Annotated in this window: 14 protein-coding genes; 3 read left to right on the top strand and 11 right to left on the bottom strand. The window is 68.7% G+C overall.

The window, feature by feature from the left end; all coding sequences use genetic code 11:
- Positions 1–55: 55 nt before the first annotated feature.
- The 4 genes from EBO15_RS19015 to EBO15_RS19000 are packed head-to-tail and all read right to left on the bottom strand — an operon-like array spanning position 56 to position 5,282.
- On the bottom strand, positions 56–244 hold the full coding sequence (locus tag EBO15_RS19015) for a thiomuracin/GE37468 family thiazolyl RiPP peptide (RefSeq protein ID WP_122195756.1): 189 nt from the start codon (positions 242–244) through the stop codon (positions 56–58).
- Positions 216–1,838, bottom strand: a complete 1,623-nt coding sequence (locus EBO15_RS43650) for a nitroreductase family protein (RefSeq protein ID WP_147481546.1) — start codon at positions 1,836–1,838, stop codon at positions 216–218. The genes EBO15_RS19015 and EBO15_RS43650 overlap by 29 nt, the downstream gene beginning before the upstream one ends.
- A gap of 11 nt (positions 1,839–1,849) precedes the next feature.
- On the bottom strand, positions 1,850–3,610 hold the full coding sequence (locus EBO15_RS19005; protein ID WP_158628275.1) for a TOMM precursor leader peptide-binding protein: 1,761 nt from the start codon (positions 3,608–3,610) through the stop codon (positions 1,850–1,852).
- Complete coding sequence (locus tag EBO15_RS19000; RefSeq protein WP_147481545.1) at positions 3,603–5,282, bottom strand: hypothetical protein; 1,680 nt, start codon at positions 5,280–5,282, stop codon at positions 3,603–3,605. The genes EBO15_RS19005 and EBO15_RS19000 overlap by 8 nt, the downstream gene beginning before the upstream one ends.
- Before the next feature lie 351 nt (positions 5,283–5,633).
- Here EBO15_RS19000 and EBO15_RS18995 point away from each other — a divergent pair, with 351 nt between their 5' ends.
- A complete protein-coding gene (locus tag EBO15_RS18995; RefSeq protein ID WP_233616291.1) occupies positions 5,634–6,545 on the top strand; it encodes a NaeI family type II restriction endonuclease in 912 nt (303 codons plus the stop codon).
- Positions 6,546–6,587: 42 nt separating this feature from the next.
- Here EBO15_RS18995 and EBO15_RS18990 read toward each other — a convergent pair whose 3' ends face one another.
- Entirely contained in the window at positions 6,588–7,127 is a 540-nt protein-coding gene (locus tag EBO15_RS18990; protein WP_122195819.1) for a very short patch repair endonuclease, read from the bottom strand.
- 106 nt (positions 7,128–7,233) lie between these two features.
- Between EBO15_RS18990 and EBO15_RS18985 the strand changes: the two genes are divergently transcribed.
- Positions 7,234–8,505, top strand: a complete 1,272-nt coding sequence (locus tag EBO15_RS18985) for a DNA cytosine methyltransferase (RefSeq protein WP_122195751.1) — start codon at positions 7,234–7,236, stop codon at positions 8,503–8,505.
- Between the two features lie 132 nt (positions 8,506–8,637).
- Here the strand turns inward: EBO15_RS18985 and EBO15_RS18980 are convergent, their stop codons facing one another.
- The 3 genes from EBO15_RS18980 to EBO15_RS18970 form a co-directional block, all read right to left on the bottom strand.
- The gene (locus tag EBO15_RS18980; RefSeq protein WP_122195750.1) at positions 8,638–10,461 is read right to left on the bottom strand and encodes a DEAD/DEAH box helicase; all 1,824 of its coding nucleotides are present in this window, start codon (positions 10,459–10,461) and stop codon (positions 8,638–8,640) included.
- Positions 10,458–11,873, bottom strand: a complete 1,416-nt coding sequence (locus EBO15_RS18975) for a ParB N-terminal domain-containing protein (RefSeq protein ID WP_122195749.1) — start codon at positions 11,871–11,873, stop codon at positions 10,458–10,460. The genes EBO15_RS18980 and EBO15_RS18975 overlap by 4 nt, the downstream gene beginning before the upstream one ends.
- Before the next feature lie 80 nt (positions 11,874–11,953).
- Complete coding sequence (locus tag EBO15_RS18970; protein ID WP_122195818.1) at positions 11,954–12,640, bottom strand: hypothetical protein; 687 nt, start codon at positions 12,638–12,640, stop codon at positions 11,954–11,956.
- Positions 12,641–12,951: 311 nt separating this feature from the next.
- Here EBO15_RS18970 and EBO15_RS18965 point away from each other — a divergent pair, with 311 nt between their 5' ends.
- Positions 12,952–13,668, top strand: a complete 717-nt coding sequence (locus tag EBO15_RS18965; protein WP_122195748.1) for a hypothetical protein — start codon at positions 12,952–12,954, stop codon at positions 13,666–13,668.
- A gap of 18 nt (positions 13,669–13,686) precedes the next feature.
- Here the strand turns inward: EBO15_RS18965 and codA are convergent, their stop codons facing one another.
- From codA to EBO15_RS18950, 3 genes are all read right to left on the bottom strand, one after another.
- A complete protein-coding gene (codA, locus tag EBO15_RS18960; protein WP_199744650.1) occupies positions 13,687–14,970 on the bottom strand; it encodes a cytosine deaminase in 1,284 nt (427 codons plus the stop codon).
- An 11-nt stretch (positions 14,971–14,981) separates the two neighbouring features.
- A complete protein-coding gene (locus EBO15_RS18955; RefSeq protein WP_122195747.1) occupies positions 14,982–16,400 on the bottom strand; it encodes a purine-cytosine permease family protein in 1,419 nt (472 codons plus the stop codon).
- A gap of 78 nt (positions 16,401–16,478) precedes the next feature.
- On the bottom strand, positions 16,479–17,615 hold a 1,137-nt coding region (locus EBO15_RS18950; protein WP_122195746.1), incomplete at its 5' end, for an AMP-binding protein.

The following is a 17,615-nucleotide window of genomic DNA, read 5'->3' as shown; positions in this document are numbered from 1 at the left end:
CGTCCTCCTCGCCCGTCGGACGGCGGGGCCGGGCGGACCCGGCCCCGCCGCTGGATCAGAACTCGTCGAGCTCGCCGTCGTGCGGGGCACCGCAGCTGCCGCACGGGCGAGTGAACTCGTGGCCGCACGAGGCGGAGACCTCGGTCATGCCGTGGCCGATGTCCAGCGCCTCGATGCCGTCGGCGGGCAGGACGTCGATCGAGTCGACGGGCAGGTCACTCAGGTCCGCGAAGTCCTTGGACATTCCGCATTCCTCCCTCTGGCACTCGCGTGCCGTTCGGACCGGCCGCGCGGGGTCGTCCCCGCGCGGGCCAGGCCGGTGCTCGTCGCACCGGCCCGTTCATGCGGGGGGAACCGAGGAAGACGACGCCCAGCGACCGCCACGCGGTGGCGTCCAGGCCGAGAACGGTGTCGGTCGCCGCGTCGGCGGCGTCCGAGTGGATGCGGGCGGCGCGGCCGAGCGCGTGCGCGGCGAGGGTCGCGCGGTGGACGACCAGCCCGCACTCGGCCTGCTGGATCCGGTACCAGAGGTCACCGAAACGGCCGACGCGCGCCAGCGGGTCGCCCACGGGGACGAGGGCCGCGGCGGCGCGGCGCAGCGCCTCCCGGGTGTTGGGACGCAGCGGTCCTCCGAGGAGCGGGCCGAGCGCCGCCCCGTCACCGACCTCGGCGAGAACATGCTGGTCAGGCAGGTACCGGTAGACGCCGATGGGGAGGCCGGGGACGCGCAGCGCCAGCACGTAGGGCGCCACCCCGGGCGGTTCGTCGGCGATGTCGGGCAGCTCCCGGCTGGACGTCCGGCATGCGGCGGTGAGGATCCGGGCGAGTTCGCTCAGGGGGATGGGGGCGGGCCGGAATCCGTTGGGCGGGGAGGCCCGATGGGCGATCCCGTCGGCCGGGCCGAGCGGCGGCGCATCGGGTAGTGCGATGAGGCGTCCGTCCGGCTCGGGCGGTACCGGATCGCTGTCCGCATCGGCGAGGGAACGGCGCTGCGTCGCCGCGTGCAGAGCCGCCAGGTGCGGCAGCCGCGCCGTGACCGACACAGGCGAGTCGGCTGGAACCGCGGCCGGGCCGCTGGGGAGCGACGACGCGTCGGTGCGGGTCGTCGAGGGCCGTCGGGAGACGGTGATCAGCGCCAACGTGCCCTCTGCGGACGGATCCAGGCCCAGCAGCCGGTCGGCGGCCCGGGCGTCGAAGTCCAGGTGGACGGTCGCGCGCAGGCCCAGCGGGCCGGCGAGCGCGAGCGCCTGCGCGGCCAGCACGCCGATCTCCTGGCACGCCAGCCGGTAGGCGAAGTCGCCGTACTTGAACCCGCCCCGCCACCACCGCGCCGCCAGGCCGACGACCAGCCCGGACGCCGCCGACGGCCGGGCGAACAGCTCCTCCAGCGCCGGGCGGTGATCGCCTGCCCGGACGACCTCCAGCCCGTGGTGGACGACGTCGTAGTGGCACAGCGACCGGCCGTCCGCCACGTACGCGTCGATCGGATACAGCCCGCCACCGGACGGCACGGACCGCGCGACGCGCAACCGGGGCCGCCCGGGGACGGGCTCCCCCGTCTCGTCATGCGGGTGCTCCCAGTCGATCCGGGTCACACTGAGCAGGCCGCGCAGCAGCTCCCCCGCCCAGGCGCCGTCCTCCAAGGGGATGCGCTCGGTGCGCGCGTAGCGCTTGTGGGCGGGCGGCGCCGCGTCCCAGTCGATCGGCTCCGCGCGGCGTTCGTCCATCGCCCGCAGGTACCGGCGCGTGGCCTCGCCAGGCGCCGGTGCCTCCGCCGATGCGCGCGCGTCGGCGGACGGTGTCGGCGGTGGCGTGGCCTTGTCGAGAGGCGCGTCCATGTCGTGGCCGTTCATGGAAAGGGGTGCGGGTGCGGGTTGAGTTCGTCAGGGCGCAGGTCGCGGTCGCGGTGGCCGAGCAGGCGCGGCACCGTCAGCAGCCGTGGCAGGTCGTGGACGCGGCGGTGGCGGTGCCCGAACGTCATCGGCACGGCGCCGGGCACGAGGACCTTCGCGGCGGCCAGGCCGGACGCCTCCAGTTGCGGACAGGTGACGTCCACGGCGATCACGTCCAGGCCGGTGGCGAGGAAGCATCCGGCCAGTTCGGCCAGGTCATCGGCCAGGTCGTCGTGCGGCGGCCGGCGGTCGACCAGGTCGGTGAGCGGCCGTGCGGGCTCGTCGGCGGGCAGGAAGGCGAAGCGCGAGGAGGCGTCCGGATGGCAGTACAGCCGCCGGTGGTCCTCCATGTCCCGGACGAGATCGGCGTCGGCCAGCATCGCCGCGGCCGCCCGCTCGTCGTAGACGTCGCCGAGCGCGGACAGGGACGGCATCAGCTCGAACAACGCGTTGCCGAGGGCGTGCTCGGGATCGGGGTGGGCGCTCGCGGCGCACAGCGTGCGCGGACGCCCCGGGCCGCCGAGGACGTCGACGGCCATGGCCCACACGGCGGGCACGCGCTGCTCCATCGGCATGGCGAACGCCCTCAGCTCGTATCCGGCGTCCTGACGGGTCAGGGCCGCGAGCAGCGGGATCCGCCGGTCGGTGACGGCGTCCAGGTCGACGCGCGGGACGGGCAGGCGTCCGTACCAGGTGATCAGGAAGGCGTCCCGTTCGGCGACCTCCAGGAGCCCGTAGAGGACCGCCTCGGCCAGGCAGCCTCCGAGGGCGGCGCCGTTGGAGCACTCGTAGGCCCAGCGGCGCTCACGCCGTCCGCCGTAGTAGGCGAAGTCCTGGGGAACCAGAACCGGACGTCCGGCGCGCAGCGAGTACCCCCAGACCCAGCGGGCTTCCTCGTGGGGGTCGAACCGGGTGAATCCGAAATCCGGCTCGTCGTACCACTCGTCCGGGTAGAGACCCAGCGTGCGCGGGTCCAGCGCGTGATCGGCGACGTCGGCGTAGCGCGCCCGCACGGGACGCCGTCCACGGGGACGCACGGTCGCGTAGCGTTCCAGCGCCTCACCGATCGCCAGGCGACGCGCCGACGCGAAATCCATGGCGCGCCCATAGCCGTGCCGACCGTCATCGCCCTTCCGCCCCGGATCGAGCCGGGCGACCACCGTGGGAAGGACGGCCTGGGCGGACGTCCCCAGCGAACCGATCAGTCCGCTCTCGGGATCGACGAAGCGTTCCTCCAGGTCGTCCGTAAGCGGACGGACACGGAGGGCCGTCGGATCGGGCTTGGGCGCGGAGCCCAGGTCATAGTGCCGGGGGTGTTCGTCCACCGGCTCCGAGCAGTCCGGACACACCGGGTCGGCCGTCAGCCGGTGTGCGGTGACGACGGCACTGGTGGTCGACACTCGCAGCACACCGTCACGTGTACGAGGGAACGCGGCGGCGACCTCCTCCTTGACCAGCGCCTCCACCAGCGACGACACAACCGGAAGGAGTAACCGCCCGTCAGAAGGCCGGGGCCCGTAGAGCTCGTCCAGGACCGCCCGTGCCTCACTGTCGCCCCGGTTGGCGTCACGGCGCCGCCGCAGGCAGGTGGGACACCCCGGACGCCCCGGCAGGACGGCCGGGCCGATCGACACCCAGCCGGAGGTCACCTCGACCGGCAGCCAGGCACCGTCGCCCTCCGCCGGGACGCGAGTGTCGGCGACGAGCGCCTCACTCATCGCACACCACCCGCACCACATGCGGAAGCAGCCGCGCCACCTCGACGTCCCGATCCAGCAGGACGACACGCGGCGCGTGCCCGGCATCGGTCAGCGCCCTGACGAACACCTCCGCGTCCTCGCCGTCATGCCACAGCGTGACCGGATCGGCGTAGCAGGGCTGGTCGTTCGTCCGCGCCTGCCACGCCAGCAGCCGATGCTCCAGCGCCCGCCGCATCGCACGCTCCGGCGTACTCGCACACGCCGGGGCAGCAGCCCCGGACGCGTACGCGGGAACCCCCAGGACCGGCGTCAGATCACGCAGCCGCACCGCCTCACCGGCCGCGTCCAACAGCGCCACCAGACGCAGAACCTCAGGATCATCGAACGCGGACACAACGGGAAGGTCATCGCGATCGACCCGGCGCAGCAGCTCCTCGCACCGCGCGACGAGCCCGGCCGTCACCGCCGCTTCCCGGGACAGCCCCGCCCCCACCCCCACCAGCGTCGGCGGACGGGGCCGGGCGAGCGACGCCTGATAGGCGGCCAGTCCCCCGAGCACGGCACGCAGCCGCGCCGAGGCCCGGTCGCGTCCCCAGCCGATCACCGGCGCCGCCGCGTCCGTTCCGAGGACGCCCAGCGGGTCGGACACCCTCGCCCGGCACACCGCCAACGGGACCTGCACGAGATCCCCTTCGCCGACCTCCCTCAGCACCCCGGTACGCGCATCGACGAAACCCGCCGCCCGCTTCAGCAGTTCCTCGGCGTCCAAGGGCTCCCCGGCATCGGACGCCGTCCCACCACGAAGGGTGAACTCCGAAACCCGATGACGGCGCGTGTCCAGGCTGCGCAGGTCGACCCGGGTCATGGTCAACCGCTCCGCCGGACGCGCCATCTGCGTCAGGTACTCGAAACACGACAGCACCAGCTGCGCCGCCAGCACCCCCGGCACCGCCCCGGTCAGCCAGTCGTCCGCCCCACGACGCAGCCCGTCCAGACGCGTCCAGGAGGAAACGGCCGACGCCGTCGAGACCGGAGTCAGCCACGCCTCGTCCGCCCCGACCCACACCTGCCCGAACGCGACCTCACGCTCACCGCACACACGCCCAAGCTCCAGCAGCCCCGAAGGCCGCTCCCCGCCGTAGACCTGCAGGACGACATCCACCGTCTCGGGCAGCTCCGAGCACACCCGCACGACCTGCGCGGCGTCCCGACGCCCTCGAGCCACGGCGACATCGGCATCAGGGTCGCCGACGACGAACACCTCGCGCCACCCCGACCCCAACCCCGCCTCGACCAGCGCATGCATCACCGGTCCATCGCCGACCAGCGCGACGCGTGCCCGGCGCAGCCGCTCGAAGCGGGCCTCGGCCGAGTCGAACCCGTAACGGATGAAAGCGATCTCCGGCGCGTAGACGGCCAGCTCGTCGGCGCTGAGCGTGTGCGGTTCGCCGTCGCGGCCGTCCACCACGAACCGCCGCTCGGCCAGCACCCCCACCAGCCGTTCCACCATCCGCCGGTGCGCGTCCGGCAGGCCGCCGGTCAGCTCGTCCACGGTGCGCTCACCCGTCAGGAGGGGCGCCAACCTCGACAACCAGGCATGGCTGTGAGGCCCGGTCAGCGTGCAGGCGTCCAGGTCGCTCTCGACATGGACCCCACCCTCCACCTCGACGTACCGCACATCGTCCAGCAACCGAGGACGAGCGGGCCCGGCAACGAAAGTCACCCTCGCTCGATGCCCGCCGACCCCCCACCCCTAGCTCAAGCAACCCCCCGCTTCCCCCCATGGAACCCATCCGGGGCCCGGCGTCGGGGGCGACGCGTTCGGGGCACAGCTCCCAGGTCAAACGGCTGAGGCCCCGTGACCGCACGGGCAAGCATTCGTGTGTGGCCTTGGATCCTGGCCCGTGAGGGACCCGAACCGCCCGAAAACGTCAGCGGGAGCTTCTAGTCTCCCGGTGTGGACGCTTCGCGTGATCAACTACAGCCTGGTCCTGGGGAGACACCTCAGCCGGCCCCAGAGGCAGACACACAAATCTCCCTGGTGGCCGGGGAGCTCCTTGCCCTTGATCCCCATGGCGAGCGAATCTCTGCAACGCTCCGCAAGACTTACGATGTACTTCTCGACGGCCAGCACACCGGCCGATACAGGTGGGACGAGCTCTACAAGACAGAGAAAACACACTTCGGCACGCTGCTCGAAATCAATCTTCAGCGGGAGTTCAGTTTCACTGACGGCGTCACCATGGACTTCGCCATCCGCGACATCGATGTCGACTGCAAGTTCTCGCAGCACAAGGCCAAATGGATGATCCCTCCGGAGGCCATGGGCCATCTGTTGCTCGGCCTGTGGGCCAGTGACGATGAGGGCAAATGGTCCGCCGGCCTGGCAAGGGTGCGCACTGAGCATCTGAACAAGGGGCAGGGAAACCGTGATCAGAAGCGCAGCCTGTCCGCCGATGGCCGGGCATCCATTCACTGGCTGTTCGAGGACAAGCCACTGCCAGAGAATGTGTTGCTGCGCCTGCCTGCGGCCGACGTCGATACGATCTTCAACTGCTCACCCTTTGGCACCAAGCGGGTGGACATGCTCTTCCGGCTGGCGCAACAACGGCGCATCAGCCGGGCCGCGGTGGCGACCGTCGCCCAGCAGGACGACTACATGAAGCGAGTGCGTGGTAACGGCGGCTCCCGGACCAGCCTCCGGCACGAAGGCATCGTGATCCTCGGACAGTACAACAGCCATAAACAACTGGCTGAGACCCTGGGCCTTCCTCTCCCCAGCGCTGGAGAGTTCGTCAGTGTCCGTCTTGCCCACCGCTCAGATCATCATGGCGGTGCCGCGTCGGTGATGCTAGATGGGCGTCACTGGGTGGTCGCACTCCCGGATGACCTGGCAGAGATGGCCCCGGTACTCCCAGATATAGGCAAGAAGCCAGCCGGAGACGCGCAGTGAGTCCGGCACGAGCTCAGCCGGCCGCCAGGCGTGTGAGGTGCGCTACTCCACGCCTGCCCCACCTGGGCCATCGGATAGCTGTTCCCCTCCGGTGATCTCGCGCTCACTTCGGGTGGACGCTGGGCCAACAGCGTCCGTCACAGCATCAACAGCTTCCGAGAGAGATACGTGTTCCCACAGGCGAACCACTCGCCAGCCGGCTGCCCGGAGCGCAACGTCAGCGACCCGGTCCCGCTCGACGTTGCGCCGGAGCTTGGGTGTCCAATACCACTCATTGCTGGTGGGCTCCCTGCCGTGCTCAGGGCACACATGCCAGAAGCACCCGTCAACGAAGACTGCGACCTTCCGGGCGGTGAAGACGATGTCGGGCCGCACCCGGACGCCGCTGGACAGATCCATCCGGAAGTCCTTGCGGTAGCGATAGCCGCGGGCATGCAGGGCCCTTCGCAAGGCGATCTCCGGCTTGGTGTCCGAGCGGCGGTTGGCCTTCATGTTCCGGGAACGGCCTTCGCTGGAGGGGCGGGGGACCTTCCCCGCAGCCCAGGCCGCCTCTCGCCGCTCGTCGCTGCTCGCAGCAGACACGATGCCGTCACCAATCACTCGGTTCGCCACACAAGTGGGATCATGCGTGAGACTACTGTGTACACGATGCCCACCCCACCCATCATCTCGCCGCCAGGAGGCCGCAGTGACTGGTCTTGAAGTCGTCGAGATCTGCGCAGGAGCAGGTGGCCAGGCACTCGGCCTCGAGCTGGCAGGTTTCGAGCACCGGCTAGCCGTGGAGCTCGACGACAACGCTGCCAACACGCTCGCCGAGAACCTGGAAGGCCCCCGGGATCTTCTTCCTGGCAGCATCGTCGCGCGTGGTGATGTCGCCGATCCGGAAGTCTGGAAGCCCTCCAACTACCAGGGCGTCGCACTGCTGGCGGGAGGAGTTCCCTGCCCGCCTTTCAGTATCGCCGGCAAGCAACTTGGCGCCAGCGACGAACGTGATCTCTTTGCCTGGGCCGTCGAACAGGTCCAGTTCATGGAGCCCAAGGCCCTCATGCTGGAAAACGTGCGAGGCCTGAGCATGCGCAGGTTCGCGGGTTACCGGCAGCACGTCCTTGATCGCCTGCAGGAGTTCGGCTATGTGGCTGAATGGCGCCTGCTCCATGCCTCTGAATTTGGAGTGCCGCAGCTTCGCCCCCGATTCGTCCTTGTCGCACTCCAGGAGGAGTACGCCCCTTACTTCGACTGGCCAACCCCCATCGGCGAGGCCCCGACCGTGGGTGAAACTCTCGTCGACCTGATGGCTTCCCGTGGCTGGGAAGGCGCTGAAGAGTGGGCCAAGGGTGCTGATGAGATCGCTCCCACAATCGTCGGCGGCTCAAAGAAACACGGTGGCGCCGATCTTGGCCCTACGCGCGCCAAGAGTGCCTGGGCGAAGCTCGGGGTCGATGCTCTGGGGGTAGCCAATGATGCCCCCCTCCCTGGCGCCACCTTCGAGGTCGGCCCAAAGCTGACCTGCGAGATGGTTGCGCGGATCCAGGGTTGGAAGGACGAGTGGGGCTGGAAGTTCCTCGGGCGCAAAACCTCCGTGTACCGCCAGATTGGCAATGCTTTCCCCCCACCAGTTGCCCGGGCCGTCGGCGACTCGATCGCCAGCGCGCTGGCGAAGAAGGGAAAGCCACGTGCGCGGATCAGCCCCGAAGAGGATCCCATCTACCGCGAACTCCGCAGAGCTGGCGATTTCGTGACAGCCAATCGTCTCATAAGCGCTGCCCGCAAGGCTGGCCTCGACCTCGATGACGCTGCCTTGGAGCATCGGATCACGCTTCTGGGCAGTGACTTCGAGATCGAGTCCGTTGACGGGGCCAGTACGGTTTCATACCGGCTCGGCCAGTTCAAGGCGTTCACGGGCCAGGCAAATCATGACCGCCATGACCAATTCCTCAAGCATCGCGCCAGAATCAGCTAGGCAGCCGAAGCCGCCACCAGGAACAAGCGGGCGCGATGCTCCGCCTGCCAGCCAACCCCCATGCATAGCCCCTCGTTGAGCTCCAACTCTATGGGCCGCTCCAAAGACGCAAGGAAACTCGTCACCCAAACCTCACTGCTCAAGATGGCTCAAGAGTTCACGGATATCCGCCAAGTCGAGGCCAGCGCCAACCGCTGGCTCCTCGACGAGGTCGGCGAGCTGACGCACCTCGGGATCGTCTAGGATGCTACCCATGAACTTGAGTTTTTCATCAAGACGCAGCTGAACCACTTCGTCAATGGTGCCTTCCGCGACCAGAACAGTGACCCGGGTCTCGGTCCCGGGGGCCAGGCCAAGGCGGTGGATACGGTCGAGGCTCTGCAAGAATCTGCCGGCCATGAAGTCGCGGTCAATATAAATTGCGTCGTGACAAACCTGATGCAGGCTTATCCCTTCACCCAGAGTCGCCGGATTTGATATCAGGACCATACAATCCGGATCTTCCCGAAATCTCCGGATCTCCTCATCTCGGTCAGCTACTCCTCCGTGAACTACAGCAGGGGCATAAGGCTCGAGAAGCTCAGCCAGGGTCGTGATGTTGCGGACAAAGGTCGTCCACACGATCGTCTTGCGGCCGGCCTGTGCATTGGAGGCAACAATCTGGAGGGCCTCTTGAAATTTCGGAGAGAGTTCATACCGAGGCAGGTCACGGAGGAGCTGGTACAGCGAATCATCGGGAGCAGCTTCCAACGGGGGAACCCGGTGGTCCAGCGGCTCGTACGGACTGCTGCCCTCGGTCAGCAGAGCGGGGCTCGTTGCCGCCATGATCAGGCGGAGCGCGGCTCGCCCAAGCGCTTCGATGTCACTCCGGGACGCCTCGGCTCGCGCGGAAAAATTACCCTTCAGTGCCTCGTAGACCTCCCGGTGAATGGGCGGCAATCTCACATAGTGAACCTTCGGCCTGTAGGGAGGCAACCCAAGTTCGCTCTTGGTGGTGCGCGTGAACAATGGCCTCAGCACACTACTGGCATAGGCCAGATCTCCGCCTCTCACCGCGTCGGAGACTACCCGCTTACCGCGGCCCGGCCAGACAAACGACAGCAGGTTCTCAAGGTCACGGGCCCCATTCGGAGCCGGAGTACCAGTGAGGATGAGGCGGCGGGCAGCAGCTGGCCCCAGGGCAAGGCAGGCTGACCCGTAGGTCCCATTGGCGCCAAGCTTCATGCGGTGAGCCTCATCGAGCACAAGCATCGATGGCACGGCGGTGAGCCACGACATGAGGCCGGGGACAGCCCTGGACAGGCGCTCATAGTTAACCAGGAGAACTTCAGCTCCCTGGTCGGGATTCCGGCCCATAACAGCGGTGCGTGGCGGCGTGCGGAAACAAACTTGCCCTTCGGTCTGCCATGCCTCGTACGCAGACTTGGGCCCGACGACCAAGAGGCGCTTGGCCAGTCCCTGCTCACGCATCGCGTGAAAGACCGCCAGTGAGACGCGAGTTTTCCCTGCGCCAGGAACACTGAAGTTCGCCCCATGGCCAAGCGAAAGCAGCCGAGCGATGTCACGAAGCTGAAAGGAAGTGAGATCCCCAACCCAGTTGTCTCCGAGGAGAGACGGAACCTCGTCTGACGCGACTATGCCCTGGTTGCTGCCAGTGCCCTCATGGAGGGTTTGCTCTGCCCGCTCCGCATCATCAAGGACGCCGTTGACAAGCCGGAGAAGCGCGTCCTCCCACTCGACACCCTCATGACGCCAGGAACCGAGTTCGATGAGGCGGTCGAGGAAATCGTCGAGGTCAAACTCGCCAACCAACGGTCCGCGTTGACCACCCGGGGCAATTCTTGCAGCAAGAGCCGCGAAATCCTTCTCGTGCCCCGGCACTGTGCGCAGGACCACGCGGGTCCGCGACACGTCGAAGGCGATCCGGAGCGACAGATCCGTGTGCGTCGCTGTCACTGATTCTTCCCTACGGCTTCATTGAGCCAGGTCAAGCCGCCCCCAGGGAGCAGAACGCTCTTACCGGCTTCGACGGCAACGCGCCGCATCACGCTGCGCATCTGAAGCAGAGCATCGTCGAATGCCCCCTCGTCCAAGCTCCCGTTGCCACGCGCAAGGACAAGGTCAGTGACGCATTGCTCCAAGTCCTTGCACGCATCGGTGACGCGATCCGGGGCAGCAAGGCGCTTCTTACGGAGCCGGGCATCCTTCCCAGCGAATTCCAGCGCTTCATCGAAGACCTTCCGTGCGCTCTCGAAGAGCTCAGCCGCTGCCGCTTGCTCCTCGGGCCTTGCAGCGGAACCAGCCGCCTTCACAGCCCTGGCACGCAGAAAGGAGTCGGTGAGCGCCTTGGCGGCGGAAACTCTCGGGCCGGAGGCCTGTACCGTGCGGCCTAGCCCAGGTATGGCCACGGCTGTCTTCTCCTGTACCGGAGACGGCCTGAGCTCTGCGGGGAGCCGCTGGTCCAGGAAACGATCATGGAAGTCAGGCTGGATGTACCGGACGTCCGTCTTGGCGAATTCGAGGACAATGGCCGCCAGGCGCCCTTCTTTCATGAGATCGGCCCGCTCCTGGTTACGCGCACGTTCAGTGTTGTACGCGCGATAAAGCTCGAAAAACCTCTCCTTGGCATCTTCGAAATCCATGAGCCGGAGGGAGATATCACCGGTGACACTGCGACTGAGGAGCTCCCTCAGCTGAGCGAGAACCCACAGATCCCGATCGCAGGCTGGTGTCGTTGTATGAAAGCTACGGGCGATCTCCGCCATTGATGTTCCGAGCTTCACCTGCTCCTCCAGGGCGAGCAGATGATTGATGTACGAATAGTCTCGCCGCGTATCCGGCCTAAGCTGGAGGGAGAGCTCCACAGCATGGATATCGCTCCACTCGCAGCTCTCCGGCAGGACGCCGACCCGCATGCTGGGACGCCCGATGTCCTTGAGGGCAGCGCGGCGGGTGTTGCCGTTGACGAGGATGCCTTCGCGGGTGATCAGCCCGGGTTCGTTCTGCTGGTACTCGCGCAGGCTCTCGGTCAGATCATCGAACGCCTTGTCAACCTTAGAAGGGTCGGCCGGCAATGCCTTCAGAAGATAGTGAAGATAGTCCTGGCTCTCCTCACTCCAGGGGTCCTTTTCCAGAACGCGGTCCCGGGCCGGGTCATAGGCGCGCTGTGCGCGGATGCGGTGCGTGCCAGGGTTGTAGCGCAAGGTCTCGACCGGCATGTCGATGACCTCAACGTGGGTGGGCTTTCCGCGCCACTCGATGGTCAGCGTCTCCGGGACCCCGCTCCCGTCGCGCAGTTCCTTCAGGCGCTGAGCAACGAGCTCACGGTTGCCGGCGGCCTCTCGGGGCTGGCCGAAGTTGATCGGCATGTGTGTTCCTTCGCGTGGGTGGCTTGCGGATGACGGCGTAGCCAAGGGTGCCTGACGGGCAACCCTGGCGGCATCAGCTCTCAGGTGTGGGCAAGAGACATCTCGCGGGCCGTGGCGCGCGCCGCCGCCGGCATGGTGCGGTAGACGCCCCAGAGCTTCTCGACCTCGTTGAACGCCCGGGCGTCCCGTTCCATCCAGCTGAACAGCATCTTCCGCTCATACGGCGACAGCTGCTCCAGCGCCGATCCAAAGGCTCCCAAGTCGCACTCGCCACGGCCACCGGTGCGGCACCGGTTGCACTCAGTGACCAGCTGCACCTCGATGTCGCCCTCGGGCAAGAGCACCTTGCGGCGGGCGATGTCCAGTTGGGAGGTTGCCCCGTGGTCGTCGCCGTACGCTTCACCGTTGCCGATACCGCAGGTCCGGCACAGGTAGTTGTCCTTCACCAGCACGGCACGGCGCTGTGCCGCTCCGACGGACTCGGCCGGCTTACGACTTGCCATGCCAGGCTCCCACACCGGCACTCCCTGACTGACAAACCGGTGCTCGCTGGGGTCCAGGGCGGGGTCCTCCCGGTTGGTATCGATCTGCCAGCCGTGATCCCGCAGCTCCCTCATCCTGCGGTCGACCTGGCTCACCCCTTCGAACGCAGCCCGCAGCTGCTCCTTCGTGAACACACTGCCGGCTCCCACTTCCTGCACCAGCCACAGCGCGACACGCTTCTTCGTGCCAAGTCCCTCGCTCTTCCAGGACGGCTGCTCCACCATGCACATCACTCCCTCGGGTACGACGGCCCGCAGGCCTCGCCAGCGAGCTCGCCTCGCCCAGCCCCTCAAGAGAAGCCCAGACCCCGGCTACTTGGAAGTCGTTTCTGTCTCTCGGTGTCTCGCGTGCGTCCCCCCGCATCCCATGTACCGCATGTCCCGGAGTGTCCCTCCCTCACCAAAAGACTCCCAGCCGTCATGGGCGTCCGTCAGGATTGAGCCGGTATCCCCTATACCGAGGGAGTTTCATGCCTCCAAGCGGTTATTCGAAGGGGCTTGATCCCGACCTTCCCCCAGCTCGTCGTGAACTCGCGATGGCAGTGCTGGATCTCAAGCAGGCGACGGGCAGGACATACCGCGACATCGCGCGCCTGATCCACAGCTCACGCGCCTCCCTCCAGCGGCTGGCAAGCGGCAAAACCCGGTTCGTTGACAGGGAGACAGTCCTCAAGGTCCATGAACTTGCAGAGCAGCTGAGTGGCCCGCAGTCCATAACCAAGGCCTACCTGCAGGACCTCCTTCAGAGAGTTCACGAGGAAGCCCTGGCCGCAGCCGCCAAGCCGGCCTCGGAGGCTGCTGAAGACCTCCAAGGCGAGGGACCGGCGGCGCCAGTTGCCGGGACCGGCATCCCGCGTGGTGCGCCGGTCCCGGTACCCGGCTGGGACCGGCGCAACGACTCGGAGCTGGACCTGGGCTGGCCGGTCGACGAGCTCGCGGTGCACCTCGACAACGACCGGTTTGAGCACGCCATGGGCATGCTGGACTATGCCGGCGGCGAGGCACCTGCGGTCGAGTCCGCTGCCGCAATCCAGGCCTGCCGCACTCGAGGCTTCGGTGAGGCCGCGGAGACGCTCCTCCGGAAAGTGCGGAGCCGTCCCGCCGATGATGTCCTTCGCGTCATCGGCCACCTGATCAGTGTCGGCGATTACCTGGACGCCCAGGCATTAACTCCGGTCTCCCACATCACGAGGCCCCGGGTCAGGAGAAATCCGATCTGTCTCCACTGCGCGAAGTGCCTGGCACGAACTTGAGGCAGGACACGCGGGAAGTTAGGGGGCGGTGGGGTGGGTGAAGGTGATCTGGCGCGGGGGTTCGTCGGGCCAGGTGAGGTGGGTGGGGGTGGTGGGGGTCCGGGCGATGAGGCGGGCGTTGGAGATGACGTGGGTGGGGCGGGTCTGGCGGCGGATGGCGTCGTAGGGGGACGTCGCGGGGAGGATGACGAGGCTGGCGGGGCGGGATTCCTCGAGGCCGTAGGCGTCGCCCAGGTGGAGGACGCGGGCGGCGCGGTCGGTGATCATGCGGAAGGCCTCGTCGATCTCGGCGGTGCCGGTGAGCTGGGCGGCGGCGATGCCGACCAAGGCGACCTGGAGGGACGAGGCGGTGCCGAGGGGGTACCAGGGGTCCATGACGTCGTCGTGGCCGAAGGCGACGTTGACGCCGGCGGCGAGCATCTCCTTGACCTGGGTGAGGCCGCGGCGCTTGGGGTAGTCGTCGAAGCGGCCCTGGAGGCAGAGGTTGGCCAGGGGGTTGCTGACGAGGTTGATGCCGCTGCGGGCCAGGACGCGCTGGAGCTTGTAGGAGTAGGCGCCGTTGTAGGAGCCCATCGCCGTGGTGTGGGACGCGGTGGCGCGGCCGCGGAGGCCGCCGCGGCGGGCGAGGGTCGCGAGGACCTCGACGAAGCGGGACTGCTCGTCGTCGATCTCGTCGCAGTGGGCGTCGAGGAGCAGGCCGTGCCGCTCGGCGATGTCGAAGGCGATCTCGAGGGAGCGGACGCCGTCCTCGCGGGTGTCCTCGAAGTGCGGGATGGCGCCGATCACGTCGACGCCGCGCTCGGCCGCCTTCTCCAGGAGCTGCGGTCCGTCGTCGAAGGAGACGATGCCCTCCTGGGGGAACGCGACGAGCTGAAGGTTCACGACGTCGCGGACGTTCTCGCGGACCTCGATCATGGCGTCCAGGGCGACCAGGCCGGGGTCGGTGACGTCCACGTGGCTGCGGACGTGCAGGACGCCGTTCGCGGCGTACCAGCGGAGCACCTCGGTGGCGCGGTCGATGACGTCCTGCCTGGTCAGGGATTGCTTGCGTTCGGACCAGACGGCGATGCCCTCCCACAGGGAGCCGGACGCGTTCCAGCGCGGCTCGCCCGCGGTGAGGGTGGTGTCCAGGTGGACGTGCGGCTCGACGAACGGCGCCGAGGCGAGGCCGCCCGCGCCGTCCGCGAGGAGGTCGCCGGTGCCCTCGCCCGCGGGGACGATCCGGGCGATCCGGGCGTCCTCGACCTCGATGTCCCACAGGCCGTCGCGGCCGATCAGGCGGACGTTCCGGATCACCTTCACCGATGGGCTCCTCAGCTGGTCGAACGAACGGGGACGAGGGCGTCCGCGCGGCGGCGGGACAGCACCAGGTAGAGGCCGCCGGCGACGATCACGCCCGCGAGCCACGAGAGGTCGATGCCGCCGAGCGCCTTGGCGCCGGGGCCCTGGAGGGCGACCGGGACGCCGTACTGGAAGGTCCAGGTGGCGAGGGCGCCGAGCAGGAAGGAGACGACCGCGTCCCAGCGGAAGTCGCCGAGCCGGGACGAACCGGGCGGGTCGTACAGCGCCTCGATGTCCACGTTCTGGCGCTTCACGACGTAGAAGTGGACGGCCATGACCGCGGCCCACGGGACGACCCAGGTGACGAGCCCGGCGAGCCAGGCGTCCAGGGTGTGCGCGAAGTCCTCCTGGAAGACCAGCAGGATCGTGAAGGCGGCGGCGAAGATCCCGACGCCGTAGGAGACGGCGCGGCGGGACACGTTCCAGTCGACCGTCTGGGCGGCCAGCGAGCACGAGTAGACGTTCAGGATGTTCGTCGCGATGGGGCCGTGCACGACCAGCAGCAGCACCGGGATCGCGAGGGCGCCGAACGAGTCGACGATCAGCTTGCCGGGGTCGGTGCTCTGGCTGACGGTGGCGAGGGACGCGCCGAGCGCGCCGAGCCACACGACCGGGACGAACTGGCCGAGCACGCTCGACCAGTAGAGCTTGCGCCGCGACACCGACTGCGGGACGAACCGGGAGTAGTCGGAGGCGTAGGCGAACCAGGTGATGCCCCAGCCGACGCCGATCGCGGTCATGACCGTCGTCATGGCCGAGATCCGGTCCTTGCCGCCGAGGTGCGCGCCCGGGAAGTCCCAGTGCACGCCGGTCTTCGTCCAGGCGACGGCGGTCATCGCGGCGAGCACCACGAGGGTGATCGGGACCGTCCACTTCTCGAAGGAGGCGATGGCCTTGAAGCCGGACGCCGCGATCCCGACCTGGAGGCCCATGATCACGAGGACGACGACGATCTTCAGGGCGGTCCCGCCGCCGTGGACGCCGAGCTGCCCGAGCAGCGCCATCACCAGGTCCAGAACGATCCAGGTGTTGACCGCGCACCAGCCCGCCGACATCACGCCCTGGAGCGCGGCCGGCAGGTACGCGCCGCGGCGGCCGAACGCGGACCGCGCGAGGACCATCTGGGTGACGCCGGTCTTCTGCCCCATCAGGACGAACAGCCCGAACACCGACATCCCGAGGACGTTGCCGGCGACCAGCACGAGGAGGGTGTCGGTGAGGCTCAGGCCGAGCTTGATGCCGAGGGCGCCGAGCACCCAGTTGATGGGGGCGATGTTCGCGCCGGCCCAGATCCAGAACTGGTGGAGGGCGGTCGAGCTGCGGGCCCCGGGCGGGACGGGCTCCAGCGAATGGGCGTGGTCGGAGGCCGGGGTGGCGTGCGTGCTAGTCATCTCGAGCCCTCAGCCTATCGGCCACGCCGCGTGGAATGTACGTTTCCGTCCCGAATACCCCTTCTGGTCGTCGCCCGGTCAGGGGGCCAGGCGGGTCTTGACGATCTTGCCCATGGCGTTGCGCGGCAGGGACGGCACCAGATGGACGGCCCGGGGCCGCTTGTGCGCGGAGAGGCGCCCGGCGACGAAGTCGATCAGGTCCTTCTCCCCGACGCCGTCCTCGGCGACGACGAACGCGGCGACCTGCTCGCCGAGATCCTCGTGCGGGACGCCCACGACGGCGGCCTCGCGGACGCCGGGATGCGCGAGCAGGGCGTTCTCGACCTCGCCCGCGCCGATCCGGTAGCCGCCGCTCTTGATCAGGTCGGTGGACGCGCGGCCGACGATCCGGTGCCGCCCGTCCGGATCGACGACCGCGATGTCGCCCGTGCGGAACCAGCCGTCCGGGGTGAACGCCCCGGCGGTGGCGTCCGGGCGGCCGAGGTAGCCGTCGAAGACCGTCGGGGCGTGGATCTCCAGGTCACCGGGGGTCTCGCCGTCGGCGGGCACGGGCTCGCCGTCCTCGCCGGCCAGACGCGTGCGGACGCCGGGCAGCGGGAACCCGACCGCGCCGGGGACCCGGTCGCCGTCCGCGCGGGCGCTGACCGTGATGAGCGTCTCGGTCATCCCGTACCGCTCGACCGGGCGGTGGCCGGTGAGCTCCGCGATCCGCTCGAACACCGGGACGGGCAGCGGCGCGCTCCCCGACACCAGCAGCCGCGCCCCGCGCAGCGCCTCGGCGGCCCCGGGGTCGCGGGCGATCCGCGACCACACCGTCGGGACGCCGAAGAACAGCGTCCCGCCGTCGCGCGCCGCGTCCGCGTACGCCCCCGGGCTCGGCCGCCCGGTGTGGACGAGCGGCGACCCGACCCGCAGCGGCCCGAGCACGCCGAGCACCAGCCCGTGGACGTGGAACAGCGGCAGCCCGTGCACGAGGGTGTCGTCGCGCGTCCACTCCCAGGCCTCGGCGAGCGCGTCCAGCCCGGCGGCGACCGCCGCGCGCGAGATCAGCACGCCCTTCGGCGGGCCGGTCGTGCCGCTCGTGTACAGGATGAACGCGGTCGATCCCGGGTCCGTCCCCGGGACGGCGGCGGTGCGGGCCGTGCGCCCGACGCCGGTCGCCCGCTCGGGCGCGGCGGCGGTCCGGAGGCCGTCGGGGGCCCCGGCCGGACGCAG

Source organism: Actinomadura harenae (assembly GCF_003696215.1).
In the GTDB taxonomy this organism is placed as follows: Bacteria; Actinomycetota; Actinomycetes; order Streptosporangiales; family Streptosporangiaceae; genus Spirillospora; species Spirillospora harenae.
This window is presented reverse-complemented; position numbering and strand designations above follow the sequence as displayed.

Excerpts from the sequence above, each read along its gene's own strand:
- EBO15_RS19015 (WP_122195756.1), bottom strand. The coding sequence starts at position 244 with ATGTCCAAGGACTTCGCGGACCTGAGTGACCTGCCCGTCGACTCGATC.
- EBO15_RS43650 (WP_147481546.1), bottom strand. The coding sequence starts at position 1,838 with ATGGACGCGCCTCTCGACAAGGCCACGCCACCGCCGACACCGTCCGCC.
- EBO15_RS19005 (WP_158628275.1), bottom strand. The coding sequence starts at position 3,610 with ATGAGTGAGGCGCTCGTCGCCGACACTCGCGTCCCGGCGGAGGGCGAC.
- EBO15_RS18975 (WP_122195749.1), bottom strand. The coding sequence starts at position 11,873 with ATGCCGATCAACTTCGGCCAGCCCCGAGAGGCCGCCGGCAACCGTGAG.
- EBO15_RS18970 (WP_122195818.1), bottom strand. The coding sequence starts at position 12,640 with ATGGTGGAGCAGCCGTCCTGGAAGAGCGAGGGACTTGGCACGAAGAAG.
- EBO15_RS18965 (WP_122195748.1), top strand. The coding sequence starts at position 12,952 with ATGGCAGTGCTGGATCTCAAGCAGGCGACGGGCAGGACATACCGCGAC.
- EBO15_RS18955 (WP_122195747.1), bottom strand. The coding sequence starts at position 16,400 with ATGACTAGCACGCACGCCACCCCGGCCTCCGACCACGCCCATTCGCTG.